Origin of the sequence: Sphaerimonospora mesophila (assembly GCF_001417795.1) — a bacterium.
Lineage (GTDB): Bacteria > Actinomycetota > Actinomycetes > Streptosporangiales > Streptosporangiaceae > Sphaerimonospora > Sphaerimonospora mesophila.
Genome location: NZ_BCBX01000047.1, coordinates 42,170 through 60,200, shown reverse-complemented (window position 1 = coordinate 60,200; position 18,031 = coordinate 42,170). Strand labels below are relative to the sequence as shown.

General features: G+C 70.0%; 19 protein-coding genes. 7 read left to right on the top strand and 12 right to left on the bottom strand.

What is annotated here, in order from left to right; all coding sequences use genetic code 11:
• Nucleotides 1–86 precede the first annotated feature (86 nt).
• From AP234_RS27640 to AP234_RS27625, 4 genes are read right to left on the bottom strand one after another with little or no spacing between them, the layout of a single operon-like run.
• Nucleotides 87–524: a hypothetical protein gene (locus tag AP234_RS27640; protein WP_055482672.1), complete on the bottom strand. Its 438-nt coding sequence runs from the start codon at nucleotides 522–524 to the stop codon at nucleotides 87–89.
• On the bottom strand, nucleotides 521–3,130 hold the full coding sequence (locus AP234_RS27635; RefSeq protein ID WP_055482671.1) for a multicopper oxidase domain-containing protein: 2,610 nt from the start codon (nucleotides 3,128–3,130) through the stop codon (nucleotides 521–523). Before AP234_RS27635 ends, AP234_RS27640 begins: the two co-directional genes overlap by 4 nt.
• Complete coding sequence (locus tag AP234_RS27630; RefSeq protein ID WP_055482670.1) at nucleotides 3,127–4,284, bottom strand: hypothetical protein; 1,158 nt, start codon at nucleotides 4,282–4,284, stop codon at nucleotides 3,127–3,129. The genes AP234_RS27635 and AP234_RS27630 overlap by 4 nt, the downstream gene beginning before the upstream one ends.
• Nucleotides 4,281–5,273, bottom strand: a complete 993-nt coding sequence (locus AP234_RS27625) for a helix-turn-helix domain-containing protein (protein WP_235558406.1) — start codon at nucleotides 5,271–5,273, stop codon at nucleotides 4,281–4,283. The genes AP234_RS27630 and AP234_RS27625 overlap by 4 nt, the downstream gene beginning before the upstream one ends.
• A 108-nt stretch (nucleotides 5,274–5,381) precedes the next feature.
• Between AP234_RS27625 and AP234_RS27620 the strand changes: the two genes are divergently transcribed.
• Nucleotides 5,382–6,218: a DUF2249 domain-containing protein gene (locus AP234_RS27620; protein ID WP_055482668.1), complete on the top strand. Its 837-nt coding sequence runs from the start codon at nucleotides 5,382–5,384 to the stop codon at nucleotides 6,216–6,218.
• A gap of 356 nt (nucleotides 6,219–6,574) precedes the next feature.
• On the opposite strand, the gene AP234_RS27615 is transcribed toward AP234_RS27620, so the two are convergent.
• The gene (locus AP234_RS27615) at nucleotides 6,575–8,509 is read right to left on the bottom strand and encodes a cellulose binding domain-containing protein (RefSeq protein WP_235558405.1); all 1,935 of its coding nucleotides are present in this window, start codon (nucleotides 8,507–8,509) and stop codon (nucleotides 6,575–6,577) included.
• 81 nt (nucleotides 8,510–8,590) lie between these two features.
• A complete protein-coding gene (locus AP234_RS27610; protein ID WP_055482666.1) occupies nucleotides 8,591–9,268 on the bottom strand; it encodes a nitroreductase family protein in 678 nt (225 codons plus the stop codon).
• Nucleotides 9,269–9,398: 130 nt separating this feature from the next.
• On the opposite strand from AP234_RS27610, the gene AP234_RS27605 reads away from it, so the two are divergent.
• The gene (locus AP234_RS27605) at nucleotides 9,399–9,890 is read left to right on the top strand and encodes an Lrp/AsnC family transcriptional regulator (protein WP_055482665.1); all 492 of its coding nucleotides are present in this window, start codon (nucleotides 9,399–9,401) and stop codon (nucleotides 9,888–9,890) included.
• On the opposite strand, the gene AP234_RS27600 is transcribed toward AP234_RS27605, so the two are convergent.
• The 4 genes from AP234_RS27600 to AP234_RS27585 all read right to left on the bottom strand — a co-directional run bounded on the left by AP234_RS27600 (nucleotide 9,887) and on the right by AP234_RS27585 (nucleotide 12,670).
• Nucleotides 9,887–10,417, bottom strand: a complete 531-nt coding sequence (locus tag AP234_RS27600) for an SRPBCC family protein (RefSeq protein WP_055482664.1) — start codon at nucleotides 10,415–10,417, stop codon at nucleotides 9,887–9,889. The genes AP234_RS27605 and AP234_RS27600 overlap by 4 nt on opposite strands.
• Nucleotides 10,418–10,511: 94 nt before the next feature.
• Nucleotides 10,512–11,219, bottom strand: a complete 708-nt coding sequence (locus AP234_RS27595; RefSeq protein WP_063843111.1) for a sulfotransferase family protein — start codon at nucleotides 11,217–11,219, stop codon at nucleotides 10,512–10,514.
• A 211-nt stretch (nucleotides 11,220–11,430) separates the two neighbouring features.
• Complete coding sequence (locus AP234_RS27590; RefSeq protein WP_055482663.1) at nucleotides 11,431–11,883, bottom strand: VOC family protein; 453 nt, start codon at nucleotides 11,881–11,883, stop codon at nucleotides 11,431–11,433.
• Nucleotides 11,884–11,977: 94 nt separating this feature from the next.
• Entirely contained in the window at nucleotides 11,978–12,670 is a 693-nt protein-coding gene (locus AP234_RS27585; protein WP_055482662.1) for a helix-turn-helix domain-containing protein, read from the bottom strand.
• A gap of 223 nt (nucleotides 12,671–12,893) precedes the next feature.
• Here AP234_RS27585 and AP234_RS27580 point away from each other — a divergent pair, with 223 nt between their 5' ends.
• Complete coding sequence (locus tag AP234_RS27580) at nucleotides 12,894–13,334, top strand: OsmC family peroxiredoxin (RefSeq protein WP_055482752.1); 441 nt, start codon at nucleotides 12,894–12,896, stop codon at nucleotides 13,332–13,334.
• Nucleotides 13,335–13,438: 104 nt separating this feature from the next.
• On the opposite strand, the gene AP234_RS27575 is transcribed toward AP234_RS27580, so the two are convergent.
• Nucleotides 13,439–13,696, bottom strand: coding sequence for a DUF2249 domain-containing protein (locus AP234_RS27575; RefSeq protein ID WP_055482661.1), 258 nt, complete (start codon nucleotides 13,694–13,696; stop codon nucleotides 13,439–13,441).
• Between the two features lie 158 nt (nucleotides 13,697–13,854).
• On the opposite strand from AP234_RS27575, the gene fdxA reads away from it, so the two are divergent.
• From fdxA to AP234_RS27555, 4 genes are all read left to right on the top strand, one after another.
• Nucleotides 13,855–14,199, top strand: coding sequence for a ferredoxin (fdxA, locus tag AP234_RS27570; protein WP_055482660.1), 345 nt, complete (start codon nucleotides 13,855–13,857; stop codon nucleotides 14,197–14,199).
• 194 nt (nucleotides 14,200–14,393) lie between these two features.
• Nucleotides 14,394–14,999, top strand: coding sequence for a pyridoxamine 5'-phosphate oxidase family protein (locus AP234_RS27565; protein WP_055482659.1), 606 nt, complete (start codon nucleotides 14,394–14,396; stop codon nucleotides 14,997–14,999).
• A gap of 74 nt (nucleotides 15,000–15,073) precedes the next feature.
• Nucleotides 15,074–15,481 (top strand): histone-like nucleoid-structuring protein Lsr2, encoded by a 408-nt coding sequence (locus tag AP234_RS27560; RefSeq protein WP_055482658.1) that lies wholly within the window; start codon nucleotides 15,074–15,076, stop codon nucleotides 15,479–15,481.
• A gap of 262 nt (nucleotides 15,482–15,743) precedes the next feature.
• A complete protein-coding gene (locus AP234_RS27555) occupies nucleotides 15,744–16,700 on the top strand; it encodes an ankyrin repeat domain-containing protein (protein WP_055482657.1) in 957 nt (318 codons plus the stop codon).
• Between the two features lie 79 nt (nucleotides 16,701–16,779).
• Here AP234_RS27555 and AP234_RS27550 read toward each other — a convergent pair whose 3' ends face one another.
• Nucleotides 16,780–18,027 (bottom strand): cytochrome P450, encoded by a 1,248-nt coding sequence (locus AP234_RS27550; RefSeq protein WP_055482656.1) that lies wholly within the window; start codon nucleotides 18,025–18,027, stop codon nucleotides 16,780–16,782.
• Nucleotides 18,028–18,031: the final 4 nt, after the last annotated feature.

Here is an 18,031-nt window from a genome sequence, read left to right as displayed (position 1 = left end):
TTTCTGCAAGATCACGGAAGGTGAATGTGCCGGTGGGAAGCCTTTCTGTCGGCAACTGCAAGATCACGCGGGTGGGGTGTGTGGGATCAGGTGACGGGCAGGGCGGTGGCCAGCAGGATGATGCCGACGGAGCCGACGAGCGAGGCGATGGCCATGGTGCGCGCGAACACGGCCATCCCCCGCCCGTTGGCCCAGCCGTGCAGCGTGGCCGCGACCATGACGAGGACGAAGAGCAGCAGCTTGGCCGCGAGCGTCCGGCCATAGCCGGGATAGGTGAGCGACTCCCAGGTGACGCCCTTGTGCACGGCCATGGCGATCCCGCTGGAGATCTGCACGGGCAGGAAGAACGCCCCCGTGAACATGCCGAAGCGGCGGCCGACCTCGCGGAGCACCCGGCCACGCTGGTCCGTCTCCAGCAGTCGCCGGGCCAGCGGGAGGACGACGAGCGAGACGGTGAGCTGCCCGCCGACCCACAGCGCCGCCGTGGTGACATGCAGGAAACGGATAACGGACCACCAGGTCAACGGGTCACCTCGAAGATGCCGTGCGCACCGGCCTCGCCGTGGCGCATGTCATGGTCGACGAAAGGATAGTGACCGGGCTCGGGGAAGACGGTCTCCACGAAACCGCCCTGGGCCGCGGCCAGATCGAGCACCTGGGAGCCGCCGTCGTCACCGGGACGGAGCAGATAGGCGCCCTCCTTGTAGACGGTGTCGAACTGCGCCCCCACGATGTGGAAGGCCGTGCCCGAGGACGGACCGGCGGCGACCACCCACACCCGGACCCGCTCGCCCGGGCGGGCGGTCAGCGGAGCGTGATCATAACCGGCGGCCGTGCCGTTGAACATCCAGGCGTCCGGCCGGCCGTCGTGCATCTTGCGGACCTGTCCGGTGCTGCCCGGCTCCCCGAGGTACAGCTCGCCCTGCACGAGCACGTACTCCCGATCGACCTTGGCCAGGCCCGGCGGATCGATGATGACCGCGCCGTACATGCCGTTGGCGATGTGCTGGAGCATCGGCATGGTCGAGCAGTGATAGAGCCACGCTCCGGCGCGCTCGGCCCGGAACCGGTAGGTGAGGCGCTCGCCGGGCTGGATGGTCCGCATCGGCACGTCGGGCGCGAGTGACCCGGCGTGGAAGTCGATGCCGTGTCCCATCGTGTCGTCGTTGATCAGCGTGATCGTGAACACGTCGCCGACCTTGCCCCGCAGCACGGGCCCCGGGACCGTGCCGCCGAAGGTCCACATCCGCTGCCGCACCCCGGGCGCGACCTCGATCTCCTTCTGGACCGCGCGGATCTCGACCTTGTGCTCGGTGGCGCCGGGCGCCGGGCGCAGGGTCGCGTCGTACGGACGCCATCCCGGGCTCATCGAAGCGGCCAGGTTGAGCGGGCCGCTCGCGGCGTGATCCATGTGATCCATCGGCGCGGATCCGGGCTCCTCGCCGGACCCGGTCCCGCCCTCGGATCCGGCGACGGCGCCGGCGACCTCGATGCGCATGGTCATGCCGGCCGCGCGGTGGCCCGGGACCGTGCACCAGCCGTCGATCGGGCCGGTGAGCGGGGGCACTTCGAGCGTCGCGGTCTGCCCGGGGCCGAGCATCGGGGTCTGCTGGCCGGTGGCGAGCCGCAGGTCGTGCTGCTGGGCGTCCCGGTTGGTCACCCGCAGCACGAGCCGGGTGCCCGGAGACGCCTTGATCGTCGCCGGGCTGATGCGCATGCCGACCAGGGTGACCTCCACCGTCTGTACGCCCGTGCCGACCTGGGTGGTGACCCCGGCGCCGCCCTGCGTCGTGACCCCCGGCCCGCCGCTGAGCGCGACGGCGACGGCCACCGCGGTGGCCAGCGCGCCGACCACCACGCCCCCAATGGACGGCGAGACGCGCGGGCCGCGCGCCCGGAACACGGTGACGGCGGCGAGCAGGACGAAGGCCCCCAGCGCGGCCAGCACGAGCGCCCACGCGACCTGCGACACCCGGGCGGGCACGGGCAGCACGACCAGCGGCACCGCGATGTTCACCATGATCAGCCGGATGATCCAGCCTCGTTCCAGCAGCGCGGCGTTCCGCTTGAGCGCGGCCGGTCCGCCGCCGAGCACCACGGGCAGGAGGAAGGTCAGCGCGCCGAGGAGGGTCTGCCCGACGAAGCCCACCAGGATGAACGGCACCAGCGGTTCGAGGTCGTCCGCCACCTGGTCGGCGGCGCGGGTGGCCACCACGGACAGATCGGTGAGCACGGCCACGATGAACCACACCGTGCCGGCGGCGAGCATCCACGCGGCCGGCGTGTGCGGCCGCCGGCGCCGTGCCGTACGGAGGAACGGCACGAGCGCGAGCGCGGCCGCCGCGGCGTACAGCAGCAGTCCGGCCACCGCCACCCAGCGGGCTCCGGCCAGGAATCCGCCCACCGTCACAGCGAGGCCGGGCGCGGCCAGGCGTAGCGAGCGGCGGGCGATCATGTCGCTCCCGTCCGCGACCTGGGTGCGCAGCACCGTGGGCCAGAAGGTGAACAGCGTGCCCAGCACGGCCAGGCCGACCCAGCCGAGCAGGTTGATGTGGATGTGCGCGGCCTCCAGTCGCGTGGTGCCGATGCCCGGCGGCCATCCGGCGAGCATCAGCCCGCCCAGTGTCCCCCCGGCGACGAGCGCGACTCCCGCGCAGATGTACCAGGCGACCACGTGTGCGAACCGACCGCCGAGTGCCCGCCTCGTCCACGCGGCGAGGATCCCCACGTGCCAGCCGACCACGCCGACCACGATCACCGCCCCGGCGACGCCCAGGTGGACGGGGCCGTAGGAACCGCCGTAGAGCACCGAAAGCACGCCGGTGTTCAGGGCGGCGAGCCGGACCGGGCGCACCCAGGGCGCCGGCTCGCTGTGGCGCAGCAGCGCGATCGCGAAGTGCTCGGTCCAGGTCACGATGGCGTTGGTCACCGCGCCGAGCAGGAACACGTGAATCGCCAGCCACTCGGGAGCCGGCAACCGGACGTGCGTGAGCGCGGCGACACCCGCCAGCGCGAGCCAGGCCAGCACGACCGCGTTGGCCAGCGCATGCCAGGACGCGCGCGAACGGCGCTGCGTAGGTGGCGTCGGCCGGGGGCCCGGGGCTCCGATGCGCACATCGACCGATGTCATGTCGACTCCATCTTCCGAGAGCGAGACGGGCGGGCGGCCGCACCCGTCTGACGAGAGCGAACGGCGTAGCGGGTGAGCACGGCGGCGCCGGCGAACGCCAGCAGCGACACCTCGCCCAGCACCCCGCCGATCGTGCGGGCGACCGGCACCCCGCCGAGGTCGCCGGTGATCCGCACCAGCAGGGCGGCGTGCAGCAGCGCGAGCGGGCCGTACAGCATCGGGTGGTACGGCAGCCGCACGCGTAGTACGGCGGGGAGGATGACCGGCGCGTGGCCGAACACCATGGACATGACGAACCCGAGGAACACCGCGTGCAGCGAGGCGTCGTAGATGCCGCCGGTCTCCGGCCGTCCGAAGGTCACCCACAGCGCGCCGGCCAGGATCAGCCAGGCGTAACCCGCGAGCAGGCAGACGGCGGCGAAGCGCGGCAGGCCGGTCGATCGCACGGTCTTGCGTGCGATGTCATGGACGATCAGCAGTCCCGACAGCGAGACCATGCCCAGACCGGCCACCCGCCATCCGACCGCCGGCCAGGGCATCGAGACGATCACACCCGCGGCGAGCACGCCCATGGCGGCGAGGATGCCGTCGCTCGCCCGGCGGCCTTTCGCCTGGCCGGGCAGGAAGCCCACGTGGGCCAGCTCGAGCCGTTCTCCCGCGATCGTGAGCACGAGGAACGCCATCAGCCAGGGCACCAGGTCGGCGACCGGGAGCCCACGCAGCCACAGCAGGCCGCCGAGGTACCAGGCGATCGCGCCGGACATCTGGACGACGACCTCGCGGCCGGGCCGGCGGGCGAGCAGCACGAGATAGACGGCGAGGAACCAGCCGGCCGCCGCGGTGAGCAGCACCTGCCCGGGCCGCGCGAACCCCGCGGCGCCGGCGAGCGCGCCGACGGCGGCCAGGGCGGGCGCGGCGTAGCCCCACGGGCGGCCCAGGGCGACCGCGCGCTCGAGTGAGATGAGCGTGCCCAGGAAACCGAGCGCCATCAGCGGGCCGTGCTGGGGGGCCAGGGCCGTGTTCGGCACGGGCACACCGGTGCCGAGCAGGCTCAGCCCGCCCCAGAGACCGGCGACGACGGACAGCATGGCGCCCGCCAGCAGCGGGAGCCGCCTGACCGCTGCTCCGGCGCGTGGCGGGGCTCCGACGTTCATGATCCGGGACCTCCGACGCCGTCGCACGAGCACGCGGTCCCCCCGCAGCCGTGAGGCCGGTCGTGGTCGTGCCGGTCGTGGTCGTGCCGGTCGTGCTCGTGATGGTCGTGCAGCGTGGCGACGCACAGGTCGGGCCGTACGAACGGGTGCAGGTGAACGGCGTCGGGCGGGGCGCCCATCTCGGCGAGCGCCCCCTGCATGAGGCCGAGGTGCACGCCGCAGACGACCTCGGGGTCGGCCTGGGCGAGCTCGTGGAACGGGCAGCGATGCAGCTCGATGCGGGAGCCGTCGCCGATCGGCAGCGGCTCGAAACCGGCCTCGTCGAGCAGGGCCACGATCTCGGCGGTCGTCGCCGCGAGGGCGGTCTCCATCGGCGAATGATCATCCGCGTGCGGCCGGTCGTCCGCCGCCTCGCCCGTCGCCGTTTCAGCCGGGGACACTCGCTGCGCGGTCCGGTTCTCGGTACGTCTCCCGACGCGCTCGCCGTACGCGCGACCTGCGGCGATCGCGGCCGCCCCCCGGTCGCCGTCCAGTCCGCCCAGGTAGGCGAGCAGCACCTCGGCGAGCAGCCGATAGTTGCGCCGTTCGTCCCCGCCGCGTTCCGCCGTCGCCGAGTAGAGCAGCCGGGGGCGGCCCGGCCGTTCTCGGTCTTCCCGTCCCTCTGTCACGTAGCCGTGCTCGACCAGGAGCGCGAGGTGGCCGCGCACGGTGTTGGGATGCAGACCGACCTCGGCGGCGATCTCGGGAATGGCCATCGGCCGGCCGGCCCGTCGCAGGGTCTCCAGGACGGCCACGCGGCTCACGTCCGCCAGCACCCGGTGGGCGCGCGGGTCGATGTCCCGGCCGCGGCCGCCGGTCGAGCGCCGAGCCGCCGCACCCTGCGTCGCCTGGCCCTGCGTCCCGCTCTGAGTCGTCCCGCTCTGAGTCGTCCGGCTCCGTGTCTTCCCGCTCTGTGCCGGCTGGCTTTGAGTGACCCGTCGAGTTTCCACGGTATGTAGTATAAATACAGCCGAGACCGTGAAAACGCCTTCCGGCCGTCGGCCCGGAGGGAGAAGACGCTGCCGGCCCCCGGGCAGGCACGAGGTGAGGAGCCGTAGATGACCGTTACCGGCGAGAAGGACCAGCAAGCGACGGTGCAGGCGATCCGTGACCATCACCGGAAGCTCGGCCGGACGATGGAGGATCACGCGCTCACCATCGGGCGCGCGGTCGACCAGCTCTCCTCCCCGTCCGCCAGGCAGGCGACGATGGTCGCCTTCTGCCGGGAAGAGGTGCTTCCCCACGCGATCGCCGAGGAGCAGACGCTGTACGCCACGGGCGCGAAGCTGGCCGAGGCCGCGCTGCTGGTGCGCGCCATGACGGGCGAGCACACCGAGCTGCGCGACCTGGTGGACGCGCTGGAGCAGGCCCGCACCCCCGGTGAGCTCGCCGGTTCCGCCGCCGCGCTGAACGCGATGTTCCAGTCGCACCTGGTGAAGGAGAACGACGTCCTGCTCCCGGCGCTCGTCGACGCCGGCGTCGACCTCGGCGCGCTGCTGGGCGGTATGCACGAGATCCTCGGTGAGTCCGGCCACGCACACGGGACGGACCACGGGACGGACCACGGGGCGGACCACGGAGCGGAAGAGGCGCAGGGGCACGGCGGATGCTCGTGCTCGTGCGGCGGCGGTCACGACGAAGCCGCGGCCGCCGACACGAGTGCGGAGGTCGTGGACGGCGAGCTGGACGTACGGCGCCTGGCGCACGGGCGGCGGCACGAGGAGATCTTCGCGACCTTCCGCGCTCTCCGGCCGAAGGAGGCGTTCGTGCTGGTCAACGACCATGACCCGAAGCCGCTCTACTACCAGTTCGCCGCTCAGCACCCGGGCGAGTTCGACTGGGGCTACGTCGAGTCCGGCCCCGAGGTGTGGCGGGTGCGGATCGGGCGGCTCTGATCGTTCTGGTCGCGCCGATCGTGCTGATCGGAGGCACGCCCGTGGCCCGGTCCGCGGGCGCTCCGCTCTCCTCATAGGGGACAGCGTCTCGGGGATGCCCGGGTCGGCGGCAGGGACCAAGGTCCCGCTTCACCGGATCCGATGACCCGCGCTCCGCGCTCCGCGCTCCGCGTTCCGGGCCTTCCGGCAACGTCTCCGGGCCTCCGTCAGCGCCGGATCACCTTGAACGACTCCGGACCTCTCGGTGACGTCTACGGGTTTTTGAAACGCCGACGCCGGCGCTGGGAGGCCCCGTTGGGGGAAGCTCTCCCGTGCGCCGGCGTCGACGGACCGTCACTCCTGATCGGGAAGCGTGATCAGGGGAGGGTCGCGAGGTGGGGCTTGACGGTCTTGGAGAAGTTCCAGTTGTGGGTGGCGTCCCAGTTGATCGACCAGGTCATCGCGCCCCTGATCTCCGGGTAGGCCCGCGGCGGCACGAACGTGCCGCAGTTGGTCCTGGTGGCCAGACAGGTGAGGGCCTGGTTGACCAGGGACGGCGAGACGACGCCGCCGCCCGCGGCGCCCGCCCCGGCCGGCAGGCCGAGCGCGACCTGGTCGGGCCGCAGGCCGTTCTCCAGTTGGATGCAGGCGAGCGCGGTCATGAAGTTGACCGTCCCCTGCGAGTACGCCTGCGCCTGGTCGCAGCCGAGCATCGAGCCGGAGTTGTAGTACTGGGTGTGGACGACGGTGAGGATGTCCTTGATGTTCAGCGCGAGCTGGAAGTAGGCCATCCCGGTCGACTGCATGTCGATGGTCTGCGGCGCCATCGTGATGATCAGGTCGCTGCCGGCCTTCGCCCGCAGCGAGCGGAGCGCCTGGCCCATGTAGGTGGCGTTGAGCCCGTTCTCCAGGTCGATGTCCACACCGTCGAAGCCGTAGCTCTGCATGAGGCCGTAGACGGAGTCGGCGAACTTGGTCGCGGCGGCCGCACTGCCCACCTGGATCCGGCCCTTCTCCCCGCCGACCGAGATAATGACCTTCTTGCCGCGCGCCTGCAGGGCCTTCACATCGGCCTTGAACTCCGCGTCGGTGTAGCCGCCGAGCCCGGCCGACAGGTCGGCGCCAACGCTGAAGCTCACCTCACCGGGTGTCGAGGTGGCCTCGCCGAAGGCCACGGCGATCAGGTCGTACTCGTTCGGCACGGCCGACAGCTTCAGCAGCTTGGCCGCCTGGTTGTCGAAGTTGTGCCAGTAGCCGGTGAGGAAGTGCTTGGGCAGCGGACCGGTCGAGCAGCCGGTGGTGGTGACGCTCACGGGGGCACTCGCCGGGCCCTCGCCGACCGAGTTGTACGCGGCGACCGTGTACGAGTAGCTCGTGCAGGCGGTCAGACCGCTGATCGCCTGGGAGGTCCCGGTGGTCGTGGCGACGACCGTACCGCCGCTGCGGATGCGGTAACCGGTGACGGTGCCGGTCGCCGCGGGCCAGGTCAGGGTCAGGCCGGTATCGGTGACCGAACCCGCGGCGACCGTTCCCACCTTGCCGGGCACGCCGTTGGAGCACCCGGTGGTGGAGCCGGAGATCGGGTCACTCGCCGGGCCCTCGCCCGCCGAGTTGTACGCCTTGATCGTGTAGGTGTGCGAGGAGCAGGCGGCCAGGCCGGAGATGGTCGCGCTGGTCCCGGTCACCGAGGCGCGCTGCGTAGTGCCCTCGTAGACGCGGTAGCCGGTCACCGTGCCGGAGGCGGTGCCCCAGGACAGGGAGATCGAGGTGTCGGTGGTCGCGCCGATGCTCGGGGCACCGGGCTTGCCGGGAGGTTGGACCTCCGGGCCGCCGGCGCACGGCCCGCCGTTCACCGTGCAGTTGGTGATGCCGGGGAAGTTTCCGGGGTTGCCGTTGAAGCCGAAGCTCTGGCTCGCGCCGGGGGCCAGTGCCCCGGCCCAGCTCGGCGGGGTGAAGGTGTAGTGCTGGCCGCTGCGGGTCATGGTCGCGTCCCACGCGGAGGGAATGGAGAACCCGGCGGGCAGGTCGAACTGCACGTTCCAGTTCACCGGCGACGAGGTGCCGTTGGTGACGGTGACGCTGCCGCCGAATCCGGAGCCCCAGTCCTGGGTCTTGGTGAAGGTGGCGGTGACCGACCCCGCCGCATGGGCGGGGACCGCCATGAACGGCAGGATCAGGGCCGCCAGCGCGGCCAGGCCGCCCAGGGTGGCGCGTAATTTCATGTTCACCTCAGGGGTCGAGATGGTCGGGGGGAGCCGTACGGCTCGCGCCTCACGAGGCGACGGGCACGAGCCGTACGGGGGGAGAGTCATCCCGGCTCTATTAAGAAAGTTTCCTGATAGTTGTCGCGATCGTATCCCCGGGGCGGCCGCCCTTCAAGGCCCAAAATGCGGCTATGGCTGGAAGAACACCAGCGCGTCCGGCTTGCGGGTCAGATCCGGCACCTCGGCGTCGTGCGCCGCGTAGCCGACGGGGAACAGGATGTACGGCCGCTCGTTGGCGGGCCGCCCGCAGATCTCGCTGAGGAACGCCATGGGGTTGGGGGTGTGGGTGAGCGTCGACAGACCCATCGCGTGCAGCGCGGCGATGAAGAAACCGCAGGCGATGCCGACGCTCTCGTTGACGTAGTAGTGCTTGACCCGACCGCCGTCCGGCCGCGTGCCGTACTTCTCCGCGAAGCAGACCACCAGCCACGGCGCCACCTCCAGATAGTCCTTGTCGGAGGTGGTCTCCAGCGGGGCCAGCGCCGCACGCCATTCGGGGGGCAGCCGTCCACCCTCGTAGTTCTGCCGCTCCTCGACCTCGGCGGCCTCCCTGATCCGCTTCTTGGTCGCGGCGTCGCCGATCAGCACGAACTTCCATGGCTGCTGGTGCGCGCCCGACGGAGCGGTGTTGGCCGCCCGCACCGCGAGTTCCAGGCACTCGCGCGGCACGGGTTCTTCGCTGAAGAAGCGCACGCTCCTGCGCCGGTCCAGGTGCTCGTAGAATGCCCGGCCTCGGGCGATCATGTCCTGCTCCGCGTATCGCTCCGGGCGATAGGGGACGAACGGGTGGGAATGCTCCCGGGCCATCTGCCACCTCCGTGACTGCCCATATATGCAGGCGTAGTGTGATTCGCGATGGCAGGCCGGGCAACGGTTCGGTGTGATCGCTGCCAGATTGGCAGTCTCCGGTCGAGTTCGCGCCGCGGAGGTGGGCAGATTGGCAAGAACGGGGCTCGACGCGCTCGACGTACGGATCCTCCGGTTGCTCCGGGAGCGTCCCAGGACGGGCCTGCTGGAGATCTCCCGCTTACTGGGGGTCGCCAGAGGTACGGTCCAGGCCCGCCTCGACCGGATGATCGCCGACGGCGTCGTCGCCGACTTCGGGCCGAACCTGTCCCCTCGCGCCCTGGGCTACCCGGTGCAGGCGTTCACGACGCTGGAGGTCGAGCAGGCCTCCCGCGCCGACATCTCCGCCGCGCTGGCCGCGATCCCCGAGGTGCTCGAGGCGCACATCGTCACCGGTCCCGGCGACGTGTGGTGCCGGATCGCCGGCCGGGACAACGAGCACATCCAGTCCGTCATCGACCGCACCCTGACCATTCCCGGCGTACGGCGCAGCAGTACGGTCATCGCCCTGTCCGTCGTCGTCCCCCACCGCGTCCAGCCCCTCGCCGAACACGCCGAACACGCCGAACTCGGAGAACGCTAGCGAGGGCGCTCGGCGAGGGATTTGATGCCTTGCAGTGTGTTCTCCATGCCCGCGCGCAGGTCGGCGAGCCGCCACCGGATGATGGCCTCCTCCTGGTCCGGGTTTCCGGCTATCGCCAGGGTGAGCCCGGAAGGCGCCGGACCGATCCGCGTGCCGTGGACCAGGCGCGTGCCACCGGCCGCGGGTTCGAGGACGAATCGCCAGGTGGCCACGGGGGTTCGCGGGTCGGGCGCTGCCGCACCGAACCGGCCATCGGGGTCGACCACGGCCCAGGCGAACACACGCGGCGCGTCCAGCTCGACCACGTACGACATGGTCCGCCACTCGCCCAGCATGTCATTGCGGTTGTGCCCCTCGAAGCGGGCGTTCACCTCCGGATGGTCGACGCCGTCCAGCCATCGCACGCGTCGTAGCTCGGGGCTGAACCGGGCGGGCAGTTCGATGTCCGTCACCAACTCCCACACCCGCGCCGGGTCGGCCTCGATGTGCGTCTCGCACTCCACGCTCGGGCCATCCGTATGACGCACTACCCCATCTCCCCTCAGCCTGACCGATTCGGGCCACCTCCTGAAAATACGCAGCCGGGTCTTCCCCGCGTCGGGCGGGGCGTGCGGTCGTGGATCAGCGTCCCGCGTCGAAGGGTGCGGGCATGCGGCCCTCGGTGAGCAGTGTCGTTATGGAACGGCGCAGGGATTCGGCGTCGTTCAGGTGGGGGAACGGCTCGTCCACGGGTGGGTCCACGCCCAGGAAGGCGCACAGCGGCCCCCATCCCTGACGGACGTCGAACACGAGGAGACGCTCCGGCGGCAGGCTCTTCCTGACGGTGGCGATGTGCCGGTGATAGGCGGCGATGGCCTGGCGCTCGTCCGGCGCACCCTCACCGAAGTGCCACTCCACCCCGAAAACGGACTGGCCGATCTTGTGCAGCAGTGGGCGCATCCGCTCCATGGCGGCGAGGACCCGGTGCGAGGCGTCGTGCGCGTGCTCCTGGAAGGTCCGACCGGGTCCGTTCGCCATCAGTGCGTGGAAGCTCGCGTACCAGCCGGCCGGATCGCGAACGGTGAGAACGACCTTCGCCTCGGGATAGGTCTCCGCGAGCTCCCGCCAGAAATAGCTGGCCGGCCAGTCCACGCATGATTGGTAGCCCTCGAACGTCCGCTCCCAGTCCATCGGGGAGCCAGAGCCGGCGGGCAGCCAGTGCTCGGCGTACTCGGGGTGTGCCATGACCTCGAACATGTGGTAGCAGGGGCCGAAGCCCAGTCGCTCCAGGGCGGCCTTCGTCGAGGTCGTTCCGGTGCGCGGGAGCCCCGCGCCGATGACCTTTATCATCTTCAGCCACTTTCCGTCGCGGCAGTCGGCCGACCACCTTCATGTCGGTCGACCGTTGTGCCTGCCTGTTCCCGGCGGGCTGTAGCACTAATTGCCGCATTTTCGGAGAAAATGGCCAAGGCTTCGTGAATTCTCCGCGTGATCGAAGAAGAAGATCAGCGCGGGGCGGGCGCGCCGGCGGCCTGTCGGCGGGGACGCGCGAATCTCCGACCTACGCCACGCAGAACTCGTTGCCCTCCGGGTCCCGCATGATCCACCAGTGCCCGGCCGCCCCCTTGTTCACCTCGCCCACGCGGGTCGCGCCCAGGTCTTCCAGCCGGGTCACCAGCTTGTCGAGGCCACCGGGCTCGCCGTGGACGTCGATGTGCAGGCGATTCTTGCCGGACTTTCCCTCGGGCACATCCTGGAAGAGCAGCCGCCGCCCGTGGCCGACGCCGCTGACCTCGTCGTACGGATCCTCCGGATGCCGGATCGCGGCGTAGCCGCGGAAGATCTTGCGGCCGCGGTGATCGATGATCGCCTCTTCGTCGATGTGACCGGCGGCCAGCAGCCGCTCGATGAGCGCGCTCGGATCTTCCACCTCGTAGTCCAACGCCGCGGCCCAGAAGTCCGCGAGGGCGCACGCGTTCGCGCTGTCGATGACGAGTTTCCAACCCAGTGTCATGTAACCAGTTTTAGTGGTTACACGAGGCAGACGGCAGCCGAAGGGCCGATGTCGTGCTCCCGCACCGGCGGGTGACCGTTACCCGACCGATGTTCTACGACTCGGGGGACGTCGTGGGGGAGAGGTGGGCGATGCACAGGCCGGGCTCGACGAACGGGTCGAGGCGTTCGGCCTCCACCGGCGCGCCCAGCTCGGCCAGCAGACCCTGTATGAGCCCGAGATGGATCGAGCACACCACCTCTTGATGCTCCTCGGCGGTCTCCCGGAACGGGCAGTGGTGCAGCAGCACCTTCCGACCGTCGTCAGTGGACTCAGGGGCGAAGCCGATGTCGTCGAGCATGCGCACCAGTTGCCGGGTGGCGCTGTCGGCGTCGAGCCGCCGGAACGGCGGCGGCCGGTCCGCGAGGTAGCGGCCCCAGGCACGTCCGGCACGCAGGGCGGCCTGGGCGGGCTGGGGCGTCTCCGCCGCCAGTGAACCGGCGAGGATCTCGGCGAGCAGCCGGTAGCTGCGCCTCCCGGTGTGGGCGCTGCCGGGACGGGCGGTGTACAGGATGCGCGGACGGCCCGGTTGCTCGCGGTCTTCGACGTTCCGTTCGGCGAGGCCCCCCTCGACCAGGGCGTCCAGGTGGAAGCGGGCCGTGTTGGCATGGAGGCGCACGCGCTTGGCGACCTCGCCGGCGGACAGCGGCCTGGCGGCCTCCTGTAGCGCGGCGAGCACGTGGGAGCGGCTCTCATTCAGCGCCGGCACCCCTCCGGGGTCGGGGCGAGTCACCTTGCGAGCGTCCATCCGGCCATTTTACACAAGTTATTGGTGGAAACCAGATGATCGCGAACGCCGTTTCGGAGCGAAGATCTGCGCGCTGACTGATCGTTGAGTTTACATGATTACTACTGTAAAAATGTCAACGACAGGACAGAAGTGACCGGTGCCGACCGCCTTCTCGACGTCCGGCACCACGCGGGCGTGGGCGTCGTCCGGTTCGTTCGGGAAACGGCACATGGAGGCAGGAATGGCGATAGCGGAGCGTACGGCAGAGACCACCTGGGAGGGCTCGCTGGCCCGTGGTCGCGGGAAGGTGGACGGAGCGAGCGGGGCCATCGAGCTGCCCGTGACGTGGGCGTCCCGTACGGAGAGTCCGGACGGGCTGACGAGCCCGGAGGAGTTGGCCGCCTCGGCGCACTCCTCCTGCTTCGCCATGGCGCTCGCACTCAAGCTGGGCGAGCAGAAGGCGGTGCCCGAGCGGCTCACCGTGGCCGCCACCGTGACCCTCGACGAGGTGGACGGCGTGCCCACCATCGTGTCCTCGGCACTCAAGGTGCGCGGGCGGGTGCCGGACCTCGACGCCGACGGCTTCAGCAAGGCGGTGGACGAGGCGGCGGGGCTGTGCCCGGTGTCCCGGCTGTTCGCCGGAGCGAAGATCACTGTCGAGGCGGAGCTCGAATCGGAATGATCTGCCCCTGGTCGTCGTGATCAGGGCCGAGAGGCCGGCGAGCATCGGTCACGCCATCCGTGACCGATGCTCGCCGGCCTCTTCACTCCGCGCGGGAGCCCGCCTCAGCCGGCGGCGCCGCTCGCGTTCGCGGTGCGGCCGATCCGCACCCGCCAGGTCTCGGGCCCCTGCTCGAGGTAGTCCCAGCTGAACTGCCCGGTGTGCTCCGCGGCGAACTGGTAGTAGAGCGGCTTGGGGTCGTGGTCGTTGACGAGCACGAAGCCCTCTCCCGCGCCCAGTGCGGTGTAGGTCTCGAAGATGAGCTCGTGGCGGCGGGCGGGGGCCTCGCTGCGCACGTCGAGTTCGCGGTCCTCGGTTGCCATGGTGGTCGGTCTCCTCTGGATGGTCGATCAGGTCGTCGTCCGGCCGCTTTACGCCTCGTCCCGGCCTGAACGTCGATATTAACCAATCAGGTTTGTTTATACGAGCACGCTAGTGCAAAATAGCATGCGGGACAACGACCCGACCGAGGAGGCCTGCCGTGACATACGTGATCGGCGAACCGTGCATCGACGTGATGGATCGCGCCTGTGTCGAGGAGTGCCCCGTCGACTGCATCTACGAGGGGGAGCGCTCCCTGTACATCCATCCGGAGGAGTGCGTCGACTGCGGGGCGTGCGAGCCGGTGTGCCCGGTGGAGGCCATCTACTACGAGGACGACCTGCCCACGGCCTATCAGCCGTACGCGCAGGATAACGCGCGGTTCTTCACCGAAACGCTGCCCGGCCGCGACGCGCCGCTGGGCTCGCCCGGCGGTGCGACCAAGCTCGGCGCGGTCGGCGTTGACACCGCGCTGGTCGCCTCCCACCCCAAGCCGGAGGAGTGAGCCGTTCGGCGGAGCCCATGCCGTACCAGCGTGTCGGCGTGGGGCGACCGGCGATCATGCCCTCAGGCCGAAGGGCGGCATGATCGCCGGACTCGTGCGGATCACGGACACCGCGGAGTGGCACGCGGCCCTGGCGGAGGAGCGCGGCGTCGGCGCGACCGTAAAAGGGTTGTCTCCGCAGGCATGATGGCATCATGGGCAAAACCTATGAGCGGATAGCCGGTCGGCTGCGTGACTTCATCGAGGCGCAACCGATCTTCTTCACGGCGACCGCCCCCCTCGCGGACACCGGCAGGGTCAATCTGTCGCCCAAGGGTCTCGTTGGATGCCTCGCGGTCATCGACGACCTCACGGTGGCCTATCTCGACTTCGCCGGCAGCAACGCCGAGACCATCGCCCATCTCCGCGAGAACGGCCGGATCACGCTCATGTGGTGCGCCTTCGAGGGGCCGCCGAACATCGTGCGCGTTCATGGGCGGGGCGAACCGGTCTTCCGAGACGACCCTCGATGGGCGGAGTTGCTGGCTCACTTCCCCGACATCGACTCCAGCCTGCACGGCCTGCGGGCGATCATCGTCGTACATGCCGAGCTCATCCGCGACACGTGCGGCTATGCGGTTCCTTTCATGACGTACGACGGGGACCGGGATCTGCACGGCAAGCGCTTCGCGCGTGAGGACGACGAGTCGTTGAGCGCGTACTTCGAGAAGAAGGAGCACGTCGCGACCAGCCTCGACGGACTGCCCGGCCTTCCCTTGCCGTTGCCCCCGACGTCGAGGGCGCCGAAGGCAGGTCGATGACCGGCTTCTGTCGGCGGACACGAGTAGGATGCCACGGTCCAAGCAGGCGATGATCTACCTGGAAAGGGCTGCACGTGGCGCAGAAGGTGATACTGGTCGACGATCTCGACCTCTCTGAGGGCGATGATGTGGCGAGGCGGGAGTTCCCGCTGCTGAACCGGACCTTCGCCATCGACCTGTCCGACGCCAACCATCAGCGGCTGAACGAGGCTCTCGCGTTCCTCGACCGGATTTTGGAGAACTCCCGCGAGGTGAGGCAGGCCTCGCGGTCGAAGAAGGCCGCCGACACCTCCCCCCGTTTGCGCGGCTACACGCTCACCGATGTCCGCGAGTGGGCCCGTGAACAGGAGGTGGAGGTCCCGGCTCGGGGGAAGGTGCCCGACGAGGTCATCGAGCGGTTCATCGCGGCCCACCCCGACGCGGCAGCCGATGATCCCCAGCCGGAGGCGGAGCCCGCAGCGGACGACGCAGCGGGCGCCTGAAGCCCGGGCGGCTCGCCGAGATGACATAGGTCCGAAACGCACCTTCGCGGAGCACCGTCGAGGCCCACCGCGAGGAAGGTCCGTGCCGCACGGACATCATCAGAGGCTCGTGTCATGGGCCGGTCCTTCCGGGCCGCCGTTCAGACGTCGGGGCTCGCGGCATCAGCGGTGGCAGAGGCGAAGCCGTGGACGACCACAGAATGTCGGTCGGGTGCGCAATGATCGGCCAGCGTAGATCAAGTGCGTCGTCTCAAGGAGTGCCATGACCACCGCAGGATGGTCCGGCGTCGGCTGGCAGGACTGGTCCGATCTGAAGTTGATCCGCTCCCGGCTCGACGCGGGAGCGGATCCCAACTCGGGCGTCTTCTATCCCGGTCCGCCGCTGCATTCGGCGGCCGAGTACGGCTCACCCGCCGTGATCAGGGAACTCGTCGGCCGAGTCGACGACGTCGACGCGGAATATCAGGGCCGCACCGCTCTGTGGGCGGCCGTCTTCGCCAACCGCCCCGACAACGCCAGGGCCCTGGTCGCGGCGGGAGCGCGGCCGTGGCGGCAGATGATGGCCGGGTGGTCGCCCGGGCGGCTCAGCCTGGCGACTCCCACCCCCGACCTGTTCGACGTCCCTGATGGCGAGAGCGGTCTGTCCGCCGCCGAGGCCGCTGCCGTGGCGGAGGCCAGGCGTCTGATCGCGGCACTGGGCGATTTCGACTATGACGGACTGGGGTTGGCCTGTGTGGCCGGCATCGGCTCCGAGGAGGCGATTCATCGGCTCGAAGCCGTTCCGGTGGCTGACGAGGAACTCGAAGAGATGATGGAAGACGTCTTCGAGAATTTCGACGAGGCACTGGCCGTCGTCGGGGTCACGGACGTGTCCGGCGGATGCGTCGTCACCCAGCCCTGGGGCTACACCCCGTCCACTCCCGGCGTCACGAAGATCCTGTCGCGGGGCACCGTCTGCTATGGGCTGTACGCCAATCCCAAGAGCGGCAACCAGGGGAGCGTGACCCGCGACGGCGTCAACGAGGCATGGGACACCCACCCCGGCGGCGGCGACCCGTCTTCCGACGATCCGGCCGAAGAGATCCTCGCCACCTACCTCTACCAGGGGAAGGCGATCGCCTACTGCTGCGCGGGCGCGGGGCTGCGGCTGACCGACGATGGGGCGATCACGGATGCCGACACCTGGGTGAGGCTCCCCGATCGGGACTACTGGAGCTGATCGGACGGCGCGGACAGTGCCCGTCGGGGAGATCCGCCGCGCCGTCCCAGGTCAGGTGTCACAAGTCAGGTGTCACGCGTCAGGCGAGGGTGACGGTGACGGGCAGCTCCTTGATGCCGTTGACGAAGTTGGAGCGGACCCGCCGCACGTCTCCGGCGAGCCTGATGTCGGCCAAGCGCGGCAGCAGCTCCTCGAACATGATGCGGATCTCCAGCCGGGCCAGCGCGTTGCCGAGGCAGAAGTGCGGGCTGCCCTTGCCGAAGGTGATGTGGTCGTTGTTCTTGCGGGTGACGTCGAACGTGTAGGGGTCGGGGATGGCCCGCTCGTCCCGGTTGCCCGAGGCGAACCACATCACGACCTTGTCCCCTTCCGAGATCCGCTGTCCGTGGATCTCCACGTCGCGGGTCGCCGTACGGCGGAAGTGGTAGACGGGGGAGGCCCAGCGCAGGAACTCCTCCACCGCACCCGCTATGAGTGCGGGCTCGTCGCGCAGCTTCGCCAGCTGCTCGGGATGGTCGATGAGCGCGCGCATGCTGTGGGTGATCGCGTGCCGGGTGGTCTCGTTGCCGGCGACCACGAGAAGCAGGAAGTAGTTGTCGAAGTCGCGGTCGCTCAGCGGCACGCCGTCAGCGGGGGTCTGGTTGACGAGCCGGCTCACCAGGTCGGTGCCGTCGCCGCCGCGACGCCGACGGGCGAGCTCCCGGCCGTACTCGAAGACCTCCAGCGAGGCGGGGCTGCGGAAGGGCAGGTCGCGATATCTCTCGCTCTCCTCGCTGTGCAGCAGCACGTCGGCGTAGTCGGGGTCGGTGTTGCCGATGATCCGGTTGCCCCAGTCGATCAGCTGCTGGGTGTCGTCGGCGGGGACGTCGAGCATCCGGGCCAGCACGTTGATCGGGAAGTCGGCCGAGACCTCCTTCACGAAGTCGAACGTGCCCTTGGCCAGCGCGGCGTCCAGCGTACGCGCGGTCAGCCCGCGCAGGAACACCTCATAACCGGCGACGGCCCTGGGAGTGAAGTCCCGCTGCAGGAGGCGGCGCAGCGAGGTGTGCCGGGGCCCGTCGGTCTCCAGGAGAGAGCGCCGGATCTCGGCCTGCCGGTCGTCCACCTCCTCCAGGTTCACGAACTTCGTCGAGGTGAAGGTCGCGACGTCGCGGTCGGCCCTGACGATGTCGGCGTGCCGGGTGAGCGACCAGAAGCCGCTGCCGTGCTCGCCCTCGTCCTGCCAGTGGACCGGCGCCTCGTCCCGCAGCACGTCGAACATACGCCAGGGGGTCTCGCCGTCGAGGAAGTTGTTGAGATCGGCCAGGTCGACGTCTTCCGGGCGCATCCGT

Coding starts and splice junctions, on each gene's coding strand:
- AP234_RS27635 (WP_055482671.1), bottom strand. CDS start 3,130: ATGACATCGGTCGATGTGCGCATCGGAGCCCCGGGCCCCCGGCCGACG.
- AP234_RS27630 (WP_055482670.1), bottom strand. CDS start 4,284: ATGAACGTCGGAGCCCCGCCACGCGCCGGAGCAGCGGTCAGGCGGCTC.
- AP234_RS27620 (WP_055482668.1), top strand. CDS start 5,382: ATGACCGTTACCGGCGAGAAGGACCAGCAAGCGACGGTGCAGGCGATC.
- AP234_RS27615 (WP_235558405.1), bottom strand. CDS start 8,509: ATGACTCTCCCCCCGTACGGCTCGTGCCCGTCGCCTCGTGAGGCGCGA.
- AP234_RS27610 (WP_055482666.1), bottom strand. CDS start 9,268: ATGGCCCGGGAGCATTCCCACCCGTTCGTCCCCTATCGCCCGGAGCGA.
- AP234_RS27595 (WP_063843111.1), bottom strand. CDS start 11,219: ATGATAAAGGTCATCGGCGCGGGGCTCCCGCGCACCGGAACGACCTCG.
- AP234_RS27590 (WP_055482663.1), bottom strand. CDS start 11,883: ATGACACTGGGTTGGAAACTCGTCATCGACAGCGCGAACGCGTGCGCC.
- AP234_RS27585 (WP_055482662.1), bottom strand. CDS start 12,670: ATGGACGCTCGCAAGGTGACTCGCCCCGACCCCGGAGGGGTGCCGGCG.
- AP234_RS27580 (WP_055482752.1), top strand. CDS start 12,894: ATGGCGATAGCGGAGCGTACGGCAGAGACCACCTGGGAGGGCTCGCTG.
- AP234_RS27575 (WP_055482661.1), bottom strand. CDS start 13,696: ATGGCAACCGAGGACCGCGAACTCGACGTGCGCAGCGAGGCCCCCGCC.
- AP234_RS27565 (WP_055482659.1), top strand. CDS start 14,394: ATGGGCAAAACCTATGAGCGGATAGCCGGTCGGCTGCGTGACTTCATC.
- AP234_RS27555 (WP_055482657.1), top strand. CDS start 15,744: ATGACCACCGCAGGATGGTCCGGCGTCGGCTGGCAGGACTGGTCCGAT.
- AP234_RS27550 (WP_055482656.1), bottom strand. CDS start 18,027: ATGCGCCCGGAAGACGTCGACCTGGCCGATCTCAACAACTTCCTCGAC.